We start from the raw sequence: 20,106 nt of genomic DNA on the forward strand, positions 1-20,106 counted from the left end.
TGGTTGTATGGGATTTGGCCAAATCGCATCAAACGTACCTTTGTGGGCAGCAATGATTTCATGGGCAATTGCGCAGGGATCGAAAATAATTTTGACATTTATTACAGAAAAACGATTTGATGCTACCAGAATTGTTGGCACAGGTGGGATGCCAAGCTCCCATTCGGCGTTAGTAATGGCCCTCACCTTTAGTGTAGGTAAACATAATGGTTTTGGCTCGCCCTTATTTGCTGTTGCCCTCATTTTTTCCTTTGTGGTAATGTATGATGCAGCGGGAATTAGGCGAGCAGCTGGTAAGCAGGCTGAAATAATAAATATGCTGATTGTGAAGCATCAATTGCCGAATATGGAAAAACTCAAAGAGCTGTTGGGGCATACACCTTTAGAGGTTTTTGTAGGAGGTATCTTGGGGATCCTAGTTGGTCTTTGGGTATAAGTTTGAAGAGAGCAGGTGAATTTGTGGGGGGATTATTAGATAGAATCCAAGCCACCGGAGATATTAAAAAATTGAAGAAAGAGGAGCTGGAAGAAGTTTGTAGAGAGCTAAGGCGATTTTTACTGCAAAATGTTTCCAAAACAGGCGGTCATTTGGCCTCAAACTTAGGAGTAGTTGAATTAACCGTGGCACTAGAATATATCTTCAATCTTCCGGATGATAAAGTTGTGTGGGATGTGGGTCATCAAGCCTATATTCATAAAATACTGACTGGCAGAAAAGATGGATTTCCTTCTTTACGCCAGTTGGATGGATTAAGTGGGTTCCCGAAACCTGATGAAAGTGATGCAGATGCTTTTGCTGCAGGGCATAGCTCCACATCCATTTCTGCGGCTTTCGGTATAGCTAAGGCCAGAGATATTCAAGGCCTAAGAAACAATGTGCTTGCCGTAATTGGGGATGGCTCAATGACGGGAGGCCTTGCGTATGAAGCTCTGAATAATGCTGGGCGTGAGAAAACCAACCTGATTATTATTCTTAATGATAACCAGATGTCAATTGATCATAATGTGGGTGCAATAAGTAAACATTTAAATAGTTTGCGTACTAGCAATCGTTATCGCACTTTGAAAGACAATTTTAAGCAGTTTAGAGATCAAGTTCCAGTACTTGGAAAAGCTACGTATTTGGTGTTGGAAAAAGTTCGGGACAGTGCGAAGTTATTGTTTATAGAAGGCGCTGTTTTTGAGGAATTCGGTTTCAAATATTTTGGCCCTGTAGATGGTCATAATATAGAAGAAATGTTGGAAATTTTCCAAAACGTAAAGGACACACAAGAACCTATTCTTATCCATGTGAAAACTACAAAAGGAAAGGGTTATTTGCCGGCTGAAAAAAATCCCGGTCCTTTCCATGGAGTTGGACCTTTTGACATAAAAACAGGAAAAGGCATTGGGAAAAGCACGGGTCTTAGCTGGTCTGCTGTGTTTGGTAAAAAAATGGTGGAATTAGGTCAAAAAAACCCAAAAGTAGTGGGGATTACGGCGGCTATGTGCAGTGGAACAGGCTTTGAAAACTTCCAGGCCGCCTTTCCGGAGCGTTTTTTTGATGTTGCCATTGCTGAGCAACATGGAACTACGTTTGCGGCAGGTTTAGCAAGTCAGGGGATGGTGCCTGTTTTTGCAGTGTATTCTTCCTTCTTGCAAAGGGCGTATGACCAAGTGATACATGACGTATGTATGGAAAACCTTCACGTTGTATTTGCCATTGATCGGGCAGGGATTGTAGGTGCCGATGGGGAGACCCATCAAGGAGTTTTTGACCTTTCGTATTTATCACATATTCCTAATATGACGGTGTTGTCGCCGAAAAATGCCTGGGAATTGGCAGAAATGTTGGAGTACGCTGTAAATGTTTGCAAGGGACCAGTTGCTGTGCGCTATCCAAGAGGGACTGCTGACGAAGGTTTTGAGCAGAACAAGCAGCCTATTGAATATGGTAAAGCAGAAGTGATTCAAAAAGGTAAAGGCATTGCAGTTTTGGTTGAAGGGCATATGCTTCAGGCTGCAAAACAAGCGGTGGAACGATTGATGGAAGATGGTTTGGAGGCACCCATGCTTGTCAATATGCGGTTTATATCTCCTCTTGATGAGGCGCTACTGAAAGAAATGTCAAAGGAGTGTAAACGCATTTTTACTGTGGAAGATAACTTGCGAAAAGGTGGTTTTGGTTCAAAGGTGTTAGAATTTTATAGTGATGAAGAAATCCAGGTTTCTGTCTCCAACTTAGCCTTCCCTAATCGGTTTATTGAACAAGGCTCTCAAAGCCAGTTATTTGCTCGCTATGGCTTAGATGGTGAAGGAATTTACAAAACGATAAAAGAAAAATTAGGAGAGAACTATGGCAGATAAAGAAAGATTGGATGTCTTGCTGGTAGAACGGAATCTGGCGGCCTCCCGGGAACTGGCTAAGGCATATATCATGGCAGGTAATGTGTATGTCGACGGTATGAAAGAAGATAAGGCCGGAACAAAGATTTTGGTGACTGCTGATTTAGAAGTAAAGGGCTCACAAATGAAATATGTGAGCCGTGGTGGTTATAAGTTGGAAAAGGCCATAGATGAATTTGGTATTTCCCTAGAGGGTAAAGTTTGCCTGGATATTGGTGCTTCAACAGGTGGCTTTACCGATTGTATGCTGCAAAACGGAGCTATAAAAGTATATGCCATTGACGTCGGTTATGGCCAATTTGCTTGGAAATTACGAACTGACCAACGGGTTGTATGCTTAGAAAAAACCAATGTTCGTTATGTTACAGAGGAGCAAGTGCCTGACAAGGGGGACTTTGCTTCCATAGATGTTTCTTTTATTTCTTTAACAAAGGTATTGCCTGCGGTCTTAGGTGTTTTAGGTGAGGAAGGCCAACTTGTGTGCTTGATTAAACCTCAGTTTGAGGCGGGTCGAGAAAAGGTTGGTAAAAAAGGTGTAGTCAAAGACATGGCGGTGCATAAGGAAGTAATCGAAAAAATTGTTAATTACGTTAAGGAACAAAAGCTTGGCATTCTAGGGTTGAGTTTTTCCCCCATAAAGGGTCCAGAGGGGAATATAGAATATTTGATTTATTTGGATAAAAAGCAGGAGGGGTTATCCACTGATGGAGTGGCTCTCCTCGTGGATGAGGTTGTGGAGAAATCCCATGAAGTGCTTTAATGGGAAATGAGGTTGGCTATGAACAAAATCGGATTGATTCCCAATATTGATAAAGATAAAGACTTGGCTGTAACAAAGCGTCTCGTGAGACATTTATTAGATAAAAACTGCATCCCTCAGCTTCCAGAAAAAATCGCAGAAATGGCTGGACTGGAAATGTATGCTAGAAAAGAAGATGAGATATATGAGCACTCAGATTTTATTATCTCTCTCGGTGGGGATGGAACGTTGCTTGGTGTTGGCAGAAGGGCCTGCCAGTATAATACACCCATTCTTGGTGTGAACTTAGGCACCCTTGGTTTTTTAACGGCGGAGGAAAAAAATAGGGCAGAGTACGCTATTGATAAAGTTTTAATGGGAGCTTATAAAAAGGAAAAGCGGATGATGCTACAAACCTCTATCGCGAAGGAAGATGGACGCATTACAGGCATTACCGCCTTAAATGACATTTGCATTAGTCGTGGCTTATTATACAAAATTTTAGAATTTAACGTTTTTGTTAACGATGAATATGTTGATACCTTGCGTGCAGACGGTGTTATCATATGCACCCCCACGGGGTCTACGGCGTACAATCTATCCGCGGGGGGGCCTGTTTTGAAGGCAGATGCAGAAATAATAGCAATTACGCCAATCGCACCTCATACATTAACCAGCCGCTCTATTGTTGTTTCTGCTGATGACGTTGTGACAGTGGAAATCAACCCTAGAGAAGACACTGCATTTACCATTAGTGCTGATGGACAAGAAAGCTGGAGTTTAACGGGAAAAAAAGTTGTTCAAATTTGCAAGGCAAAAGTGTATACAACAATTATTAAAACAAATTCGCAGAACTTTTACGATGTTTTGCGTCATAAGTTATCAAGATAAAAATCGCAGAAGAAAAAGGAGGCGTGGGCGATGAAGATTGCCAGACATGCAAAAATTCTTGAATTAATCGAAAACTACGATATTGAAACACAGGACGAACTGGCTCAAAGGTTATGTGACGAAGGGTTTATGGTTACCCAAGCCACAGTTTCCAGAGATATTCGAGAGATGAAATTGACCAAAATAGCTACGGAAAAGGGACGACAAAAATATGCCGTGATTACTGGAAATGATACAGAAATTACGGAAAGATTAACTCGTGTTTTTAAAGAAGCTGTGGTCAAGATGGATTACGCTCAGAACATTATTGTGATTAAAACATTAGAAGGCATGGGAATGGCAGTTGGTGTTGCCTTAGATAATATGCAAAATACTGAAATTTTAGGTACTATTGCAGGGGATGATACAGTTTTCTGTGTGGTTCGTACCCACAATCAGGCGGCTGTCATTATTGAGAAGCTATACCGTATTATCCATAGTGCATAAGTGCCGATAGGGGGGATGGCTATGCTGGAAAATCTGCATATAAAAAACGTGGCGTTGATTAAGGAGTGTCAGGTGGCTTTTGGGCCCGGGCTAAATATTTTAACTGGAGAAACAGGGGCGGGTAAATCAATGTTGATTGACTCCCTTCAGTTTGCATTAGGTGGAAGGCTGGGAAAAGATTTCTTACGCAATGACCAAAAAATGGCATTGGTAGAGGCACTTTTTTCTGTAAAAGACAATAGTTTTTCAGATAAATTAGAGGAAAACGGGATAGAGCCTGAGGAAGACGGAACACTTTTGATTAGCCGTACCTTGAACGATGCAGGTAAATCTGTATGTCGTATCAACGGCAGTATTGTGACAGTAAGCATGTTGCGTGAGTTGGCAGCAGATTTAATTGATATTTATGGACAGCATGAGCACCAATCCCTGTTAAACCCTTCAAAACATATCCTCCTATTAGATAGGTTTTGCGGTAGTGGTTTTGATGAAGTGAAAGAGGCCTATGCCAATTGCTTTGGAAAAAGAAAAGAAATAGATAAACAGCTGGAAGAATTAATGGGTGATGAAGCCCAAAGAGAACAGAGGTTGGATATTCTTAATTTTCAAAAGGATGAGATTGAAACAGCTGCATTGTCCCCTCGTGAAGAGGAGGAACTGGTTGACAAAAAGAAACGTTTGACTCATATGGAACGCCTGATACGTTTGACATTAGAAAGTGCAAACCTTCTATATGACGGTGCCGATGATATGCCTTCGGCTTGCGATAATGTAAGTTGCACAGTGGACAAGCTTCGGGAGTGTGCTGGGCTAGACCCTTCTTTAGAGGGCTATTATAACGATCTTGAGGACGTGTATGCACGGTTAGAAGATATCTCAAGGGAAATAAAAAGATATGCTCAAAACCTGGAGGATGATCCTGAGGAATTGGAAAGGGTTGAAGAACGCCTTCAAACAATTTATAAATTGAAACGTAAATACGGCGGAAGCGTTGATGCTGTAATTAAGTTTTATGAAAAAATTTCTGATGAGATTGCGTTTTTCTCCAATAGTCAGGAAAAGGTTGAACAGTTAACGGCACAAAGGCTAAAAATCCAGAAATCTTTGGAAGATGCAGCCAATAAGCTTACAAAAATGCGTGAAGAGGCTGCACTGAGAGTAGCAAAGCAAATAGAAGACTCTCTAAAGGATATGGAAATGAAAAATGCAAAGTTTTACATACAAATTACGCCAAGGGAAGAATGGAATGCTCTGGGTAAAGATAAAGTGGAATTTTTAATTTCAGCAAATGCCGGAGAAAATTTAAAGCCGTTAGCTAAAATTGCCTCGGGTGGTGAGATGAGCCGCGTGATGCTGGCATTAAAAGCTGTTTTGGTTGATGCTGATGAGATAGAAACGTTTATTTTTGACGAGATAGATACTGGTGTAAGCGGCAGAACCGCAGGGAAGGTTGGTAGAAAGATGAGTCTTATAGGAAAGAAAAGGCAAATTCTTTGTATAACCCATCTGCCCCAAATAGCAGCAATGGCAGACAAGCATTTTCTCATTGAGAAAGAAACAAATAACGATGAAACAGTGACTAAGGTGAAAAGTCTGGATGAAGCATCAGCCGTAGCCGAGGTTGCAAGGTTAATGGGCAATGCAACAGTAACCCAGGCCACTTTAACTGCAGCCAGAGAATTACGTGCAGGGAAAGAGCAATAAGCGAACGGGAAAGACATAAATAAAAAAAGCGGTATCTGCACATGAGTGGATACCGCTTTTTACATACAACTAAAGTTTAAAGTCTTCAGGTTTTTGGGCAACCTGAAGAGAAGTGCCTTGAAAACTGTTAGCTTCAGCATAGGGATTTTCAGGTGAATTTTCCTGACGGCTAAGGAGCCACTGGATATACAGTAGCAACTCTTTTTTTCCCCGATCTTCAAGCATTTCAAAATATTCATTAAAAATTTCTGCATCATTTATTTTTTTATCAGGTTCGTAAGGACGACGAAAGTCATTTACACCCAAGAGATAATCCATAGATACATTAAATATTGAAGCAATCTTTTTTAAATCTGAAATGGATGGTTGATTATGCCCGGATTCATAATTAGAAATCGCTGTTGCACCATAGGTCAATTCTTTTGCTAAGGCAGCTTGAGTCATTTTTCTTTCCTTGCGAAGTTGTTTAAGTCGTTGGTGAAAGTCCATAGAAACACCTCATTGTATTAGAGTGTATAATTCAAATAATCATAAGTTTTTATATAGATATAATTATAGAGTGAAAAAGAATAATGCGAAAGATGAAATCATAAAAAAGGAAACGGAAAAATTGAAATACCATGATTTATGGATTATATGGTTATTTGTGACTTATGTCAAAAAAATATGGGGAAGGTATTGACAAGTCATAAAAAAGATGATATTTTTAAATCACATAAAACATATAAGAATACTATGATATAAAAAGGAAGCCGAAAGGAGCATTTTTATGGCAACGAAAATATATATGGACAACGCAGCAACCACCCCAGTAAGAGACGAGGTACTCAATACAATTCTTCCTTACTTTAAAGAGTATTACGGCAATGCCTCAAGTGTGTATAGCATTGCAAAAGAAAGCAAAAAAGCTCTAGAAAAAGCGAGAGAACAAGTTGCAAAAGGAATTGGTGCTAAGGCAGATGAAATTTATTTTACTGCTGGCGGTTCTGAAAGTGACAACATGGCACTTAGAGGGATTGCAGAAGCATTTCAAAATAGAGGTAACCACATTATTACAACAAAAATTGAACATCATGCAATTTTGCATACTTGTGAGTATTTAGAAAAACATGGCTATGAAGTAACTTATTTACCGGTAGATGAGTTCGGTAAAATTAGTTTGGATGAGTTGGAAAAAAGTATTCGCCCCGAAACAATTTTAATTTCTATTATGTTTGCGAATAACGAAATTGGAACGATCCAGCCAATCGCAGAAATTGGAAAATTGGCTCGAGAAAAAGGAGTATTTTTCCACACAGATGCGGTGCAGGCTGTTGGTCATGTTCCTATAGATGTAGAAGAAATGAATATCGATTTATTGTCTATGAGCGGTCATAAATTAGGGGCTCCAAAGGGCATTGGTGCCATTTATATTCGCAAAGGAATTGCCATCCAACCTTTGATTTTTGGTGGAGCCCAGGAAAAGAAAAAACGTGCTGGCACAGAAAATATCCCAGGTATTGTTGGTTTGGGTAAGGCTGTTGATTTGGCAGTAGGTGAAATGGAAGTTGAAAGCCAGCGTTTAATTGCATTGAGAGATAAGTTGATTTCTGGAATTTTAGAACAAGTTCCTGAAAGTCGTTTGAATGGCCACCCTACAGACAGGCTCCCCGGTAACTGTAATATTTCCTTTGCCTATATTGAGGGCGAGTCATTGCTATTGTTGTTAGATGCTTTGGGAATCGCAGCATCCAGTGGTTCCGCTTGTACCTCAGGTTCGTTGGATCCTTCCCACGTATTAATGGCTATTGGTTTGCCACACGAAATTGCCCATGGCTCTTTAAGGTTAACGTTAGACAGGGTGAATTCCGAAGCAGATGTAGACTTTGTATTAAGCAAAGTTCCAGATGTTGTACAAAAGTTAAGGGAAATGTCCCCTTTATATGAAGAAGTAGTTAATAAAAAGGCTTAAATCGAGGATACGAAGGAGGAGACTTATATGGAATACAGCGAAAAAGTAATGGATCATTTTATGAACCCAAGGAATGTGGGTGTGATTGATGACGCAAGTGGTGTGGGACTTGTGGGTAATGCAAAATGTGGCGATATCATGAAGGTATATCTGAAAATTAAAAACGGCCTCATTGAGGATGCAAAATTTAAGACATTTGGTTGTGGCGCTGCTGTAGCAACTAGTTCTATGGCAACAGAATTGGTAAAAGGCAAAACCCTTCAGGAAGCCCTCGAGGTTACTAATAAAGCCGTTATGGAGGCTTTGGATGGATTGCCACCAGTAAAAGTCCACTGTTCATGTCTGGCCGAAGAAGCGCTTCACGCAGCATTATGGGATTATGCACAGAAAAATGGAATTCAGATTGAAGGTTTGAAACCGCCTGTAGATGATGTTGAAGCTTTACACCATCATGGACGCGAAGAATAAAAATAGATTTTTTAGTAGCGATAACTATGAATGTGGTTATCGCTACTTTTTTTGGCAAAAAATTGCATACTATATGGCTTCAGGGCAAAAGGGTAGATTACCGCTCTACCAAATGAATAGGGCGCAAGAAAAAAAGTATACCAGATTACAGATGATGGAAAGGAGATTTTGAAACAAGAACTGTTAAGACTGGAAGAATTATTACGAAATGGGAGAGCTGTAATACCTTCCCATTGAATTTGTATGCAGGGGTGATTTGGGTATTGTTATGGGGGATTCATATTATTGGATTAATGAAAGTACGTAAATTAAAAGGAACGTAACAGGGTGAACAATGTTGTTTGAATAAGTTAGATATTTTAAGTAAAGCGGTTATTATTATGTAGCGGCATTTTTGTTATAAACAAAAATAATAATTAGAAATGTAAGCATACTTGCAGAAGTGTTTTAGGGGAATTTTTCTTGATTTTGAAAGGGAATACTGGTTTAGATAGCCCAACTATTATTATACTACAAATGGTTGCAAAAAATCATTGGGTTTTATTCTGAAAAAATCCTTTAAAATAATTTTGAATTAGTGTAAAATGACGAATATTTTTTTTTATTTAAAATTTTGGAGGGAAATGGGTACAAGTGGAGAAAGTTAATATATGTATATGTTGTTAAAAAATGATATTATGAATACGCATATATACAAGACGGCTTTTTCGCCATTTAAAATTGAATTAGGAGGTTGGTATTATGAAAAATTACACTGCAGACAAAGTTAGAAACGTAGTTCTATTGGGTCACAGCGGTTCCGGTAAGACAACATATGCCGAAGCAGCTCTTTTTTACTCCGGTGCAACAAAGCGCTTTGGTAAAGTAGATGAGGGCAATACCGTTAGTGACTATGAAGCAGAAGAAATTCGTCGTAAGGTATCAATCAACACATCTGTATTGCCCGTTGAGTGGCAAGGTACAAAAATCAACTTCCTAGATACTCCAGGTTATTTTGATTTTATTTCTGAGGGAAAAATGGCAATGAGTGTTGCCGATACGGCATTGATTATGGTTTCGGCAAAATCAGGCGTTGAAGTTGGCACGGAAAAGGCTTGGGAGCAGACGGAAGAAATGGGTCTGCCTAGGATTATTTTCGTAAACCAAATGGATGATGAAAATGCAGACTTTGAAAAAACATTAGCAGATTTAAGAAGCAATTTTGGGAAGGCCGTTGCTCCGTTGCAAATTCCTTTTAATGATGAGAATGGGAAATTTGTTGGTTTCATTAACTTAATTAAAAGAGATGCCAGAAAGAAAGTAAATGGAAAATTGCAAGCTTGTGAAGTTCCTGCCGATAAAGTAGACGAAGTAGAAGTTCTCCGTTCTATGTTGGTTGAGGTAGCTGCTGAAAGCAGTGAAGAGCTGATGGAGAAATTCTTTAATGATATAGAACTGACAGAAGATGAAATTTATGATGGTTTGTTGGAAGGTATTGAAAATCGAAATATTGCCCCTGTGATGTGCGGTTCCGCAACTTTGGGCTATGGTGTAAAATTATTAATGAATACAATTGTAAGGTTCACCCCTCCTGCTATGGAAGCAAAGAAAAATTTCCATGCGTTTATTGATGGGACAGATACGGTGCTTTGTAGTTCAGAGGATGAGAATTTTTCAGCTTTTGTTTTCAAAACAATTTCAGACCCTTATATTGGACGCTTAAATTTGTTTAGAGTAATGACTGGCAAACTAGATTCCTCTATGACAGTATATAATGTTGATAAAGATACCACTGAAAAAGTTGGACACCTTTATATAGTTAGAGGCAAAGAGCAAATTGAAGTTGATGAGTTGCACACAGGTGACATTGGCGCTTTAGCAAAGCTTTCTAACACATCAACGCAAGATACTTTGGCTACAAAAGAATATCCAATTTCAATTCCAAAGATTCCTTTGCCAAGCTCTGTTCTATCTATGGCAATTCAACCCAAAGGCAAAGGTGATGAGGATAAACTTTCAGCAGCCCTTTCAAAAATTAGAGAGGAAGATCCTACTCTGAAAATGGAAGTGAATAAAGAAACAAAACAGACTATTCTTTCTGGCATTGGCGAGCAACAATTGGATGTTATGGTTAATAAATTAAAAACAAAATATAAAATTGAGGTGGACTTGATTGACCCCATCATTCCTTATAGAGAAACTGTAAAAGGAAAAGCGTCTGTGAGAGGGCGCTACAAGAAACAATCTGGTGGGCATGGCCAATTTGGTGATGTTGTGATGGAATTTGAGCCTAGTGGTGATATGACATTACCTTATGTTTTCGAAGAAAAGATTTTTGGAGGCTCTGTTCCAAAGCAATACTTCCCCGCTGTTGAAAAAGGTTTGCAAGAGTGTGTGTTAAACGGTGTTTTAGCAGGATATCCTATTGTTGGCTTAAAAGCAACTTTAACAGATGGATCCTATCATCCTGTTGACTCTTCTGAAATGGCATTTAAAATGGCAACCTCAGTTGCCTATAAAGAAGGGGTTCCTCAGGCAAAACCCACATTGCTTGAGCCAATTGAACACGTGGAAGTTCTTGTCCCCGAAAGATACATGGGGGATATTATGGGGGATATTAACAAGCGTAGAGGAAGAATTTTAAGCATGGATGCCGTTGGCAATAAGAAGTGTATTGTGGCTGAAGTACCTACGTCAGAAATGCATAAATATGCTACTGATTTAAGGTCTATGACCCAAAGCCGCGGGGAATATACCCATCGTTTTGAACGCTACGAAGAAGCTCCTATGGAAATTCAAAAGAAAATAATTGAACGTAGAGCTGCAGAAAAAAAGATTAGCTAACAAACGTTTTAAAAAGTTGCTTTAAAAATTGACACGAACCTCAAGAGTTTGATGGATTATCTTTCTTTTGAGGTAAGTGTCTTTATTTATTTTAAAATTTGTCTTTAAAGGGATATACTAAGTTGAAAATTATGCATACTAACATGAAGTGGTTTATGAATCATTGGTGCATAAGTCACAGACAAAAAAAGTAATCTGTGTTACAATAAAATAAAAGGTAATTTTTGAAATAAATATGTTAAAAGTCATTTGAATTTTAGATCCTTTTGAGTGCCACAATTTGATTGGGTTTAAAGTGTATTTTATTATTCGTTATAAAATGGAATGGTTAACTTTAAAATGATAAACAAAATTGCAGATTTTTTTAGAAGGGTTAGGAGGTTTTCTTTATGTTTGATGTTGCAGTAATTGGTGGAGGCCCAGCGGCATTGTCCGCGGCACTAAACTGCCGCCAGAGAAATAAAACTGTTTGTATTTTTGGCAGAAGCTTGGATAGTTCATTGCTATTTTCCGCCGAAAAGGTGGATAATTATTTAGGAATGCCTGATGTAAACGGTGAGGAAATGCTAAATCGTTTTTATACCCATGCTGTAAAAAATGGCGTAGAATTTCAAGAGTGTCGTGTAAGCCAAATTTTAAATGTTGGTGAATATTATATGATCAATGCGGAGAATAATTTTATTGAAGCTAAGGCCATTATTCTAGCTACAGGGCTAAGCAAAAGCAAAGGGATTGCCGGGGAAATAGATTATTTGGGAAAGGGTGTAAGCTATTGTGCTACTTGTGATGGAATGCTTTATCGCAACAAAAAGGTAGTGGTAGTAAGCGAAAACGAGGAAGGGGAGGCGGAAGCGAATTTCTTGGCCGACATCTGTAAAGAAGTGCTTTACATCCCTCTTTATAAGAATATAACCAACTTAAAAGATAATGTTGCTGTTTTGGAGGCAAAGCCAAAAGCAGTAGTTGGATCGGGAGATAAACTAACTGCTCTCGAAACAGATAAAGAAACCATTTCTTGTGATGGTATTTTCTTTGCAAAAAACACTATGCCTCCTGATAGTTTGATTTTTGGCTTGAAAACAGATGGTAAAAATATTGTAGTGGATCGTCGTATGGCTACAAATCTACCTAATGTTTATGCAGCGGGTGATTGCACAGGTGCTCCCTACCAAATTGCAAAGGCAGTAGGGGAAGGTCTGGTTGCAGCGTTGTCAGCCGTTTCGGATATTGATAAACAGAAAAAAGTATAAAGGTATGTATTGCGTTAAAAAAATGGGGCATAAACATAGGTTATGCCCCTTGTACTTGTTTTCGTTTTATCTTGTTTATATATTCGAAAAAGCAATGAATTCCGCATTTTTTATAGTTTTTTGATTAGATGAAATAAGGGATATTGATTATTTTTAATATAACTTTTAACTTTGTAAAAACAAAATCTAAATATATATGAAATTTTGAGAAATTGGAAGATTTCTTGAGAAAAAAATAAAAAAATTACAGAAATATCTAAATTTTATTGTAATTTAATCAAATTTCATATAATATAGCTAATTATAGTGTTTGAATATTCTTGTAAAAATGCTAATATAATATCAGAAATCAGCACTCGATTAAGATGAGTGCTAACAGATATAATCAAGGAGGTAAGGAAATGAAACTTTCACCATTAGGAGATAAGGTTGTATTAAAGCAGTTAGCAGCAGAAGAAACCACGAAATCAGGTTTGATTTTAACTTCTCAGTCAAAAGAGAAGCCCCAGGAAGCCATTGTTGTGGCAGTAGGTCCCGGCGGAATTGTTGGGGACACAAAAGTTGAAATGGTTTTGAAAGAAGGAGATCATGTAATTTACTCCAGGTATGGTGCTATGGAAATCAAGTTTGATGGCGAAGAGTATCTGGTAATGAGACAAAATGATATTTTGGCAGTAGTAAAAGACTGATTTTTAGGAGGCGTTTAAGATATGGCAAAGGAAATTAAATACGGTGCAGATGCCAGAAGCCAAATGGCCGCTGGTGTGGATAAATTAGCAAATACAGTTAAAGTTACATTGGGACCTAAAGGTCGTAACGTAGTTTTAGACCGCAAATTTACATCACCATTGATTACAAACGATGGCGTAACCATCGCAAGGGATATTGAGTTGGAAGATCCTTATGAAAATATGGGTGCTCAGCTGGTAAAAGAAGTTGCAACGCAAACAAATGATGTTGCTGGTGATGGTACAACAACTGCAACTGTTTTAGCACAAGCCATGATTCAAGAAGGTTTAAAAAATATTGCTGCTGGTGCAAACCCTATTATCTTGAGAAAAGGTATGCAGAAGGCAACTGAAGTGGCTGTTGCAGGAATTAAAGAAATGAGCCAAGCTGTTACAACGAAGAAACACATCTCAAATGTTGCTGCAATTTCTGCTGGTGACGACGAAGTTGGCGATATGATTGCAGACGCCATGGAAAAAGTTACGAATGATGGAGTTATCACAGTAGAAGAATCCAAGACCATGAAAACAGAATTGGAATTGGTAGAAGGTATGCAGTTTGATAGAGGTTACCTATCCTCCTATATGTCAACGGATATGGAAAAAATGGTTGCTATCTTGGAAGATCCTTTTATCTTGGTTACTGATAAAAAAATCTCTAACATCCAGGAACTGGTGCCCCTTTTGGAACAAGTAATGCAGGTGAATGGTAAAATTTTGATTATTGCTGATGACGTTGAAGGGGAAGCCTTGGCAACTTTGGTTGTAAATAAACTCAGAGGAACATTTACTTGTGTTGCTGTAAAAGCTCCTGGCTATGGCGAAAGAAGAAAAGCACAGCTTGCTGATATTGCTGCATTGACAGGCGCTCAGGTTATTTCTGAGGAAATCGGCTTAGAATTAAAAGATACTACTTTGGATATGTTAGGCCGTGCAAAAACAGTTCGTGTTGAAAAAGAAGCAACTATCATTGCTGATGGCGCTGGTTCTAAAGCTGATATCGATGCGCGTATTCACCAGATAAAGGTAGCAATGGAAGAAACAGATTCTGATTTTGACAGAGAAAAATTGCAGGAAAGACTTGCAAAACTCTGTGGTGGAGTGGCGGTAATTAAAGTTGGTGCTGCTACTGAAACAGAAATGAAAGAAAAGAAACTGCGTATGGAAGATGCATTGGCAGCAACCAGAGCCGCAGTGGAAGAAGGAATCGTTGCAGGCGGCGGTACAGCTTTGGTTCATGTAATTGAAAAAGTTAAGGCAGCTTGTGAAAACTTGGTGGGTGATGAAAAAACAGGTGCAGCTATTGTTGTGAAGGCGTTGGAAGCACCTTTGCGTCAAATTGTTGAAAATGCAGGCCTAGAAGGATCTGTCATTGTAAATAAAGTAAAAGAGATGCCTGCCGGCGTAGGCTTTAATGCATTGACCGAGGAGTATGTTGAAATGGTTGAGGCTGGTATCCTTGATCCTGCCAAAGTAACAAGAAGTGCATTGCAAAATGCAACGTCTGTTGCATCAACTTTCTTAACAACAGAAGCCGTTGTTGCTGAACTGCCTTCAAAAGCACCTGCTATGCCTGATCCTGGCATGGGTGGTATGGGTGGTTATATGTAATAAAATGGTTGTTTGACAACAATCTATGCATGATACCGAATTTAACCTAGAAAAAGGAAAAACCTCTATCTTTTCAGATGGGGGTTTTTTGTGTGCTAAAAAATTTAAATTTGCAAATGATATAGAAATAGCTCGAAGGACAACAACTTAATGTAACAGTTTATATTTAGATGACAGAAAGCAAGTCGATACTATTCATTAATTTTCCTATAAATCCTTAATTTTTCAATTATATTGAATAGTATGTTCCCATTTAATGAATAATAATAGAATGAAATTTGATCTCAAAAATTTATTTCGAAAATGAAAATAATTTTAGTTTGGAGGAATATACCAGTCAGCAAGAATTAATTAACATAACATTGTTTTTTTGTATTTTTTGGCTTATTTTTTGGATAATGTCTATGAGTAAAAAACATATGTTTAATTTATGAAAAAAATGTCCGCCTATTAAAAACTTTTTTTGGTTTTTCTATTGACTTTGTATAAAAAATTCATATATAATTGCTGTACTAAGACAAAAAGATATTTCATTCATCATTTTTTTGTCTAATATGACAAGTTTATATGGAGGGAGGAGTAAGTATGTTACAAGCTTTCGATATTATCGGTCCAATCATGATCGGACCATCTAGTTCACATACTGCTGGTGCTGTTCGTATTGGTAAATATGCACGGTCTATTTTAGGGACAACCCCTGTTTCTGCCACAATACGTTTTAGTGGTTCTTTTTCAAAGACATATAAGGGTCATGGTACAGATAAAGCGATTATCGCTGGTATTTTAGGAATGGAAACAGATGATGAGCGCATTCGTATTAGCTTTGAAGTGGCACAAAAAGAAGGGTTAGAATTCTCATTTGTGGAAACCGAGATAGATGGAGCGCATCCAAACACAGCTCAAGTTGTTCTAAAGGATGCCGATGGGAAGGAAGTCTTGGTTCAAGGTGCTTCCATTGGTGGCGGAAATATCATTATAAATCGGATTAATGATACTGCTGTTTCGATTTCAGGTAAATCTGACACACTGATTATTCCCCATGAGGATGTTCCGGGAATGATAGCCGTTGTATCAAATATTCTTGCTGAGAATAGTGTGAATATTCATGGATTTTCTCTTTGTAGAGATCACAAAGGTGGAACTGCTGTAATGACCATAGAAATTGATGGAGACATCGATGAATCCATTAATAAAGTCATTTTAGAACAACCCAACATTTTGGCTTCTACAATTTTAAAAGCTATTTGATTTTATACAGACATGAAAAGAAATTGCCATACCCGAGTTTTTTGTAGGATGAGTGGTAATTTGCGCTGGTAATGTAATTTCATTTAAATGTGTATGATAAAAATTTTGGAATGGGGTGTTTAGATTGAAATATGATTCTTTATCAGACTTGGTGAAGGAAGCTGAATCCCAAAAACTTCCTCTATGTAAGCTGATTTTAAAAGATCAAGCTGAGGTCGCAGAAACAGATCAAAAAATACTATTTGAAAACATGAAACGCTCTCTTGACGTTATGAGGGAATCAGTTGAGAATGGTTTAGATGCAGAAAAACGATCCGCTAGTGGACTTACAGGTGGAGATGCATTTAAAATGAATGAAGCCGTAAAGGCAAACAAAAATATTTGTGGAAAAATTTTTGGAGAAGCAATGGTGAAGGCCCTTGCAGTTTCCCAAACCAATGCTTGTATGGGAAGAATTGTAGCAGCTCCAACAGCGGGAAGCTGTGGTATTTTACCAGCAGCATTGCTCACAATCTCCGAAGATCGAAATATTCCAAATGATGAAGTGGTTATGGCTCTCTTTACAGCATCTGCGGTGGGCATGGTAATTGCAAATAAGGCAAGCATTGCCGGTGCAGAAGGCGGATGTCAAGCAGAGTGTGGCGCAGCAAGTGCCATGGCAGCAGCCTCTTTGGTTGAGCTTTGTGGAGGTACGCCAAAACAGAGTGAACACGCTTGTGCAATTGCCTTAAAAAATATTTTAGGATTGGTATGTGATCCTGTGGCTGGTTTGGTGGAAATCCCATGTATCAAAAGAAATGCCATGGGCGTTGCAAATGCATTTGTAGCAGCAGAACTAGCACTGGCTGGTGTGGAAAGTGCAATTCCAGCAGACGAAGTAATTTATGCAATGAAGAAGATAGGGGAAGCAATGTCTCCAGCTTTAAAAGAAACTGCAGAAGGTGGCTTGGCAGCAACCCCAACTGGCAAAAAGCTTTGTGAAAAAGTTTTTGGTAGTTGCCAAAATTGTAAGTAATAAACTTTTTATTTGTTTTTCTTTCGTACAACTAACGTAACCGCAATAATATTATAAAACTAAATAGGAGAAATGATAAAATGACTAATTTATTTCAAAAATGGAATAATATCAGCTTGGTTAAACGTATTTTAGCCGGTTTGATAATCGGTGCTATTCTTGGTGTAGCATTGCCATCCTTAAGTGTTATCGCTATCTTTGGTGATTTGTTTGTTGGTGCATTAAAGGGTGTAGCACCTATCTTGGTATTCTTCTTGGTAATGAGCTCTTTAGCACAGCATAAAAAAGGCGCTAAAACAAATATGGGCTCAGTTGTAGCTTTATACTTAATTGGTACTTTTGCTTCTGCTTTAGTTGCAGTAGTAGGAAGTTTTTTGTTCCCTGTAACTTTAACATTGACTGAGGCAGCAGCAGGTACTGCACCTCCTGATGGTGTAGGCACAGTAATTAAAACATTACTCTTAAATGTTGTACAGAACCCTATTGCATCTATTTCTTCGGCAAACTACATCGGTATCTTAGCTTGGGCTGTTGTTTTTGGTTTGGCTTTGAAGCATGCTTCCGATTCTACAAAAACTATGCTTGGTAACTTTGCTGATGCAGTTTCTCAGGCAGTTAGATGGGTAATTAGCTTTGCACCTTTTGGTATCATGGGTCTGGTATATGCAACTGTTTCTACAAACGGTTTGGAAATCTTTAAAGACTATGGTATGCTGTTAGCGTTGTTGGTTGGATGTATGGCAGTCATTGCTTTCGTTGTAAATCCTCTCATTGTTTTCTTAAACATCAGACAGAACCCATATCCATTGGTATTCAAATGTCTAAGAGAAAGCTTTATCACAGCATTCTTTACACGTAGCTCCGCTGCCAATATTCCTGTAAACATGACTCTTTGCGAATCTTTAGGTTTGGATGAAGATAACTATTCTGTTTCCATTCCTCTGGGTGCAACAATCAACATGGGTGGTGCTGCGATTACAATTACAGTAATGGCTTTAGCGGCAGTAAACACATTGGGTTATACGGTTGATATTGGTACTGCATTAGTATTAAGCGTGGTTGCAGCAATCTCCGCTTGTGGTGCTTCCGGTGTTGCTGGTGGTTCCTTGTTGTTGATTCCTTTGGCTTGCTCCCTGTTTGGTATTTCTAATGATATTGCAATGCAGGTTGTTGGTGTTGGTTTCATCATCGGCGTTATTCAGGATTCTTGTGAAACTGGTTTGAACTCCTCTACGGATGCATTGTTTACAGCAGCAGCTGAATTCAGACAGTGGAGAAAAGAAGGAAAACCTATTAAATGGTAATATATATTACACGATAAATGAAAATTAGTTGTACGAAAACTGGTTTTAGCAGTGGTGACAAGCGCGTTATTTACTGCAATAAAATGAATGAAATGTATTTTTGCAGGCAGTGAGTATACTCACTGCCTGTTTTTTCAATATTTTCTCAAATAAAAAAACCCGCACAGAGTCAGACGTACGGGTTATGGCAATAGGGCTATTATTTTCAAGGTCTTGGTATTCTTTAAAGCTTTGTGAATTTTTTCTTGAATAATCAATACTTTAAGAATCTTAAGGATCCTTCTAGTTTTCTGTTTCTTGCACCGGCGTTTGCTTCTCATTTGCTTCTATTGATTCAGTATTGAAATCATCAACAGTAGAGGATTTGATTTCTTTTTCCTGGGACTGTAATTCCGTTATATAACACTCATCAAGAGTTAGCTGTTCCCCTTCCGTTAAAAACTCGTCACAAGGGACATCATCCCAGCAAGTGCAATTGTCGTTGCAAATATCCTTCAATGCACCACATTCAGCCAAAGCGTTGAGTTTTAAATAAAGAAGATATTCCAATTGAGAAACGTTAGAAATGGTTTTATTTACTTCTCTGTTTGCAGCTAGAATAAGATCTACATTATCTGTTTCCTGCAGGATTTTTTGCATTTTCTCGCCTTCGCAGTTTAAAATGTGAGCGATTCCGGCTTCTACCAAAGCGATGGACTCCAGAATTGAGGCGCAGTGTTGGCAGCAATCTTCTGGGTCACAACAACATTCATTACAAATATTAAAGTTGCACTGGCAAGGTTGGAAAGGTAATCTATCCAAGAATAAATGGTATTTTAAAATATAAGGATAGCATCCTCTTTTTAGAATGAAGAAGTCCAAATAAATTTGATTATCATTTTTCATGCAGGGATTAAATAGTATGTTTTTAATTTTATTGTCAAAACTAAGAGGATAAGAATATTGGACTGTACCGCAAGTATCTAAGACATACACATATTGTTCGTTGTTTTTGACACCACTAATTACTAAATTAGGACATAAGCTTAGCACACTGGTGATTTGAACATAGTTTGATTTGTACATTAAAATAGAATGACCATTTTCTTTGTTAGTTCTTAGAACGCAGTTGCAAAATGAAAGAACAAGGCTGTTGGTACAACAATTAAATGAGATGCCAGTGACATCTCCTATTAAATCTAGACATCCGTGAATGGTGATACAATCAATTTCGCACATATTGCGATTTAGCTTATAGATGGCGTTACTTTGCTTTTTGGTTGTAGCCCAAAAGCATTGATCTTTTTCATCATAGCAAATGCAATCATATTCCTTACAGGTGTTGTAGCATTCGTTAATGTAGAAGCAACAATCGGTTTTGATAATTTCACAAGAGCACTGGACCGTAAAGTAATAAAAGCAACCATCAAACGCGCAGTTGTTATATTTTTTTGCGCAGGTAATGGAAAGGGCGATGGAGTCGGTCAGCTCAAACAGTTTCATGTAAACCCCCCCAATGGATAT

At 38.3% G+C, this 20,106-nt stretch carries 17 protein-coding genes; 15 read left to right on the plus strand and 2 right to left on the minus strand.

Annotated features, from left to right (window positions below; all coding sequences use genetic code 11):
- Nucleotides 1-7 precede the first annotated feature (7 nt).
- The 6 genes from ABVZ64_RS11340 to recN are packed head-to-tail and all read left to right on the plus strand — an operon-like array spanning nt 8 to nt 6,205.
- The gene (locus ABVZ64_RS11340; RefSeq protein ID WP_352401125.1) at nt 8-436 is read left to right on the plus strand and encodes a divergent PAP2 family protein; all 429 of its coding nucleotides are present in this window, start codon (nt 8-10) and stop codon (nt 434-436) included.
- A 23-nt stretch (nt 437-459) separates the two neighbouring features.
- On the plus strand, nt 460-2,346 hold the full coding sequence (gene dxs, locus ABVZ64_RS11345) for a 1-deoxy-D-xylulose-5-phosphate synthase (protein ID WP_352401126.1): 1,887 nt from the start codon (nt 460-462) through the stop codon (nt 2,344-2,346).
- Complete coding sequence (locus ABVZ64_RS11350; RefSeq protein ID WP_352401127.1) at nt 2,336-3,145, plus strand: TlyA family RNA methyltransferase; 810 nt, start codon at nt 2,336-2,338, stop codon at nt 3,143-3,145. Before dxs ends, ABVZ64_RS11350 begins: the two co-directional genes overlap by 11 nt.
- Nucleotides 3,146-3,163: 18 nt before the next feature.
- Entirely contained in the window at nt 3,164-4,015 is an 852-nt protein-coding gene (locus tag ABVZ64_RS11355; protein WP_352401128.1) for an NAD(+)/NADH kinase, read from the plus strand.
- A 30-nt stretch (nt 4,016-4,045) separates the two neighbouring features.
- The gene (gene argR, locus ABVZ64_RS11360; protein ID WP_313525994.1) at nt 4,046-4,501 is read left to right on the plus strand and encodes an arginine repressor; all 456 of its coding nucleotides are present in this window, start codon (nt 4,046-4,048) and stop codon (nt 4,499-4,501) included.
- 21 nt (nt 4,502-4,522) lie between these two features.
- Nucleotides 4,523-6,205, plus strand: coding sequence for a DNA repair protein RecN (recN, locus tag ABVZ64_RS11365; protein ID WP_352401129.1), 1,683 nt, complete (start codon nt 4,523-4,525; stop codon nt 6,203-6,205).
- 69 nt (nt 6,206-6,274) lie between these two features.
- On the opposite strand, the gene ABVZ64_RS11370 is transcribed toward recN, so the two are convergent.
- Nucleotides 6,275-6,694 (minus strand): helix-turn-helix domain-containing protein, encoded by a 420-nt coding sequence (locus tag ABVZ64_RS11370; RefSeq protein WP_352401130.1) that lies wholly within the window; start codon nt 6,692-6,694, stop codon nt 6,275-6,277.
- A 280-nt stretch (nt 6,695-6,974) separates the two neighbouring features.
- Between ABVZ64_RS11370 and nifS the strand changes: the two genes are divergently transcribed.
- The 9 genes from nifS (at nt 6,975) to sstT (ending at nt 18,603) form a co-directional block, all read left to right on the plus strand.
- Nucleotides 6,975-8,156, plus strand: coding sequence for a cysteine desulfurase NifS (gene nifS / locus ABVZ64_RS11375; protein ID WP_352401131.1), 1,182 nt, complete (start codon nt 6,975-6,977; stop codon nt 8,154-8,156).
- 27 nt (nt 8,157-8,183) lie between these two features.
- Complete coding sequence (nifU, locus tag ABVZ64_RS11380) at nt 8,184-8,624, plus strand: Fe-S cluster assembly scaffold protein NifU (RefSeq protein WP_352401132.1); 441 nt, start codon at nt 8,184-8,186, stop codon at nt 8,622-8,624.
- A 741-nt stretch (nt 8,625-9,365) separates the two neighbouring features.
- Nucleotides 9,366-11,447 (plus strand): elongation factor G, encoded by a 2,082-nt coding sequence (fusA, locus tag ABVZ64_RS11385; RefSeq protein WP_352401133.1) that lies wholly within the window; start codon nt 9,366-9,368, stop codon nt 11,445-11,447.
- 389 nt (nt 11,448-11,836) lie between these two features.
- A complete protein-coding gene (locus ABVZ64_RS11390; RefSeq protein WP_352401134.1) occupies nt 11,837-12,697 on the plus strand; it encodes an NAD(P)/FAD-dependent oxidoreductase in 861 nt (286 codons plus the stop codon).
- A 401-nt stretch (nt 12,698-13,098) separates the two neighbouring features.
- Nucleotides 13,099-13,386 (plus strand): co-chaperone GroES, encoded by a 288-nt coding sequence (locus ABVZ64_RS11395; protein WP_352401135.1) that lies wholly within the window; start codon nt 13,099-13,101, stop codon nt 13,384-13,386.
- A gap of 21 nt (nt 13,387-13,407) precedes the next feature.
- Nucleotides 13,408-15,036: a chaperonin GroEL gene (gene groL, locus ABVZ64_RS11400; protein WP_352401136.1), complete on the plus strand. Its 1,629-nt coding sequence runs from the start codon at nt 13,408-13,410 to the stop codon at nt 15,034-15,036.
- Nucleotides 15,037-15,621: 585 nt separating this feature from the next.
- Nucleotides 15,622-16,284 (plus strand): L-serine ammonia-lyase, iron-sulfur-dependent subunit beta, encoded by a 663-nt coding sequence (gene sdaAB, locus ABVZ64_RS11405; protein WP_352401137.1) that lies wholly within the window; start codon nt 15,622-15,624, stop codon nt 16,282-16,284.
- 124 nt (nt 16,285-16,408) lie between these two features.
- The gene (sdaAA, locus tag ABVZ64_RS11410) at nt 16,409-17,299 is read left to right on the plus strand and encodes an L-serine ammonia-lyase, iron-sulfur-dependent, subunit alpha (protein WP_352401138.1); all 891 of its coding nucleotides are present in this window, start codon (nt 16,409-16,411) and stop codon (nt 17,297-17,299) included.
- An 80-nt stretch (nt 17,300-17,379) separates the two neighbouring features.
- Nucleotides 17,380-18,603 carry a serine/threonine transporter SstT gene (gene sstT, locus ABVZ64_RS11415; RefSeq protein WP_352401139.1) on the plus strand — a complete coding sequence of 408 codons (1,224 nt, stop codon included), beginning with the start codon at nt 17,380-17,382 and terminating at the stop codon, nt 18,601-18,603.
- Between the two features lie 282 nt (nt 18,604-18,885).
- Here sstT and ABVZ64_RS11420 read toward each other — a convergent pair whose 3' ends face one another.
- On the minus strand, nt 18,886-20,085 hold the full coding sequence (locus tag ABVZ64_RS11420) for an alpha-helical endospore appendage domain-containing protein (protein WP_352401140.1): 1,200 nt from the start codon (nt 20,083-20,085) through the stop codon (nt 18,886-18,888).
- Nucleotides 20,086-20,106: the final 21 nt, after the last annotated feature.

This window comes from Anaerotignum sp. (assembly GCF_040307045.1).
Classification (GTDB): Bacteria; Bacillota; Clostridia; order Lachnospirales; family Anaerotignaceae; genus Chakrabartyella.

What these genes read in the sequence shown, in the direction of transcription:
- ABVZ64_RS11340 (WP_352401125.1), top strand. Translation starts at nt 8, where the DNA reads ATGGGATTTGGCCAAATCGCATCAAACGTACCTTTGTGGGCAGCAATG.
- ABVZ64_RS11350 (WP_352401127.1), top strand. Translation starts at nt 2,336, where the DNA reads ATGGCAGATAAAGAAAGATTGGATGTCTTGCTGGTAGAACGGAATCTG.
- ABVZ64_RS11355 (WP_352401128.1), top strand. Translation starts at nt 3,164, where the DNA reads ATGAACAAAATCGGATTGATTCCCAATATTGATAAAGATAAAGACTTG.
- argR (WP_313525994.1), top strand. Translation starts at nt 4,046, where the DNA reads ATGAAGATTGCCAGACATGCAAAAATTCTTGAATTAATCGAAAACTAC.
- recN (WP_352401129.1), top strand. Translation starts at nt 4,523, where the DNA reads ATGCTGGAAAATCTGCATATAAAAAACGTGGCGTTGATTAAGGAGTGT.
- ABVZ64_RS11370 (WP_352401130.1), bottom strand. Translation starts at nt 6,694, where the DNA reads ATGGACTTTCACCAACGACTTAAACAACTTCGCAAGGAAAGAAAAATG.
- nifS (WP_352401131.1), top strand. Translation starts at nt 6,975, where the DNA reads ATGGCAACGAAAATATATATGGACAACGCAGCAACCACCCCAGTAAGA.
- nifU (WP_352401132.1), top strand. Translation starts at nt 8,184, where the DNA reads ATGGAATACAGCGAAAAAGTAATGGATCATTTTATGAACCCAAGGAAT.
- fusA (WP_352401133.1), top strand. Translation starts at nt 9,366, where the DNA reads ATGAAAAATTACACTGCAGACAAAGTTAGAAACGTAGTTCTATTGGGT.
- ABVZ64_RS11390 (WP_352401134.1), top strand. Translation starts at nt 11,837, where the DNA reads ATGTTTGATGTTGCAGTAATTGGTGGAGGCCCAGCGGCATTGTCCGCG.
- ABVZ64_RS11395 (WP_352401135.1), top strand. Translation starts at nt 13,099, where the DNA reads ATGAAACTTTCACCATTAGGAGATAAGGTTGTATTAAAGCAGTTAGCA.
- groL (WP_352401136.1), top strand. Translation starts at nt 13,408, where the DNA reads ATGGCAAAGGAAATTAAATACGGTGCAGATGCCAGAAGCCAAATGGCC.
- sdaAB (WP_352401137.1), top strand. Translation starts at nt 15,622, where the DNA reads ATGTTACAAGCTTTCGATATTATCGGTCCAATCATGATCGGACCATCT.
- sstT (WP_352401139.1), top strand. Translation starts at nt 17,380, where the DNA reads ATGACTAATTTATTTCAAAAATGGAATAATATCAGCTTGGTTAAACGT.
- ABVZ64_RS11420 (WP_352401140.1), bottom strand. Translation starts at nt 20,085, where the DNA reads ATGAAACTGTTTGAGCTGACCGACTCCATCGCCCTTTCCATTACCTGC.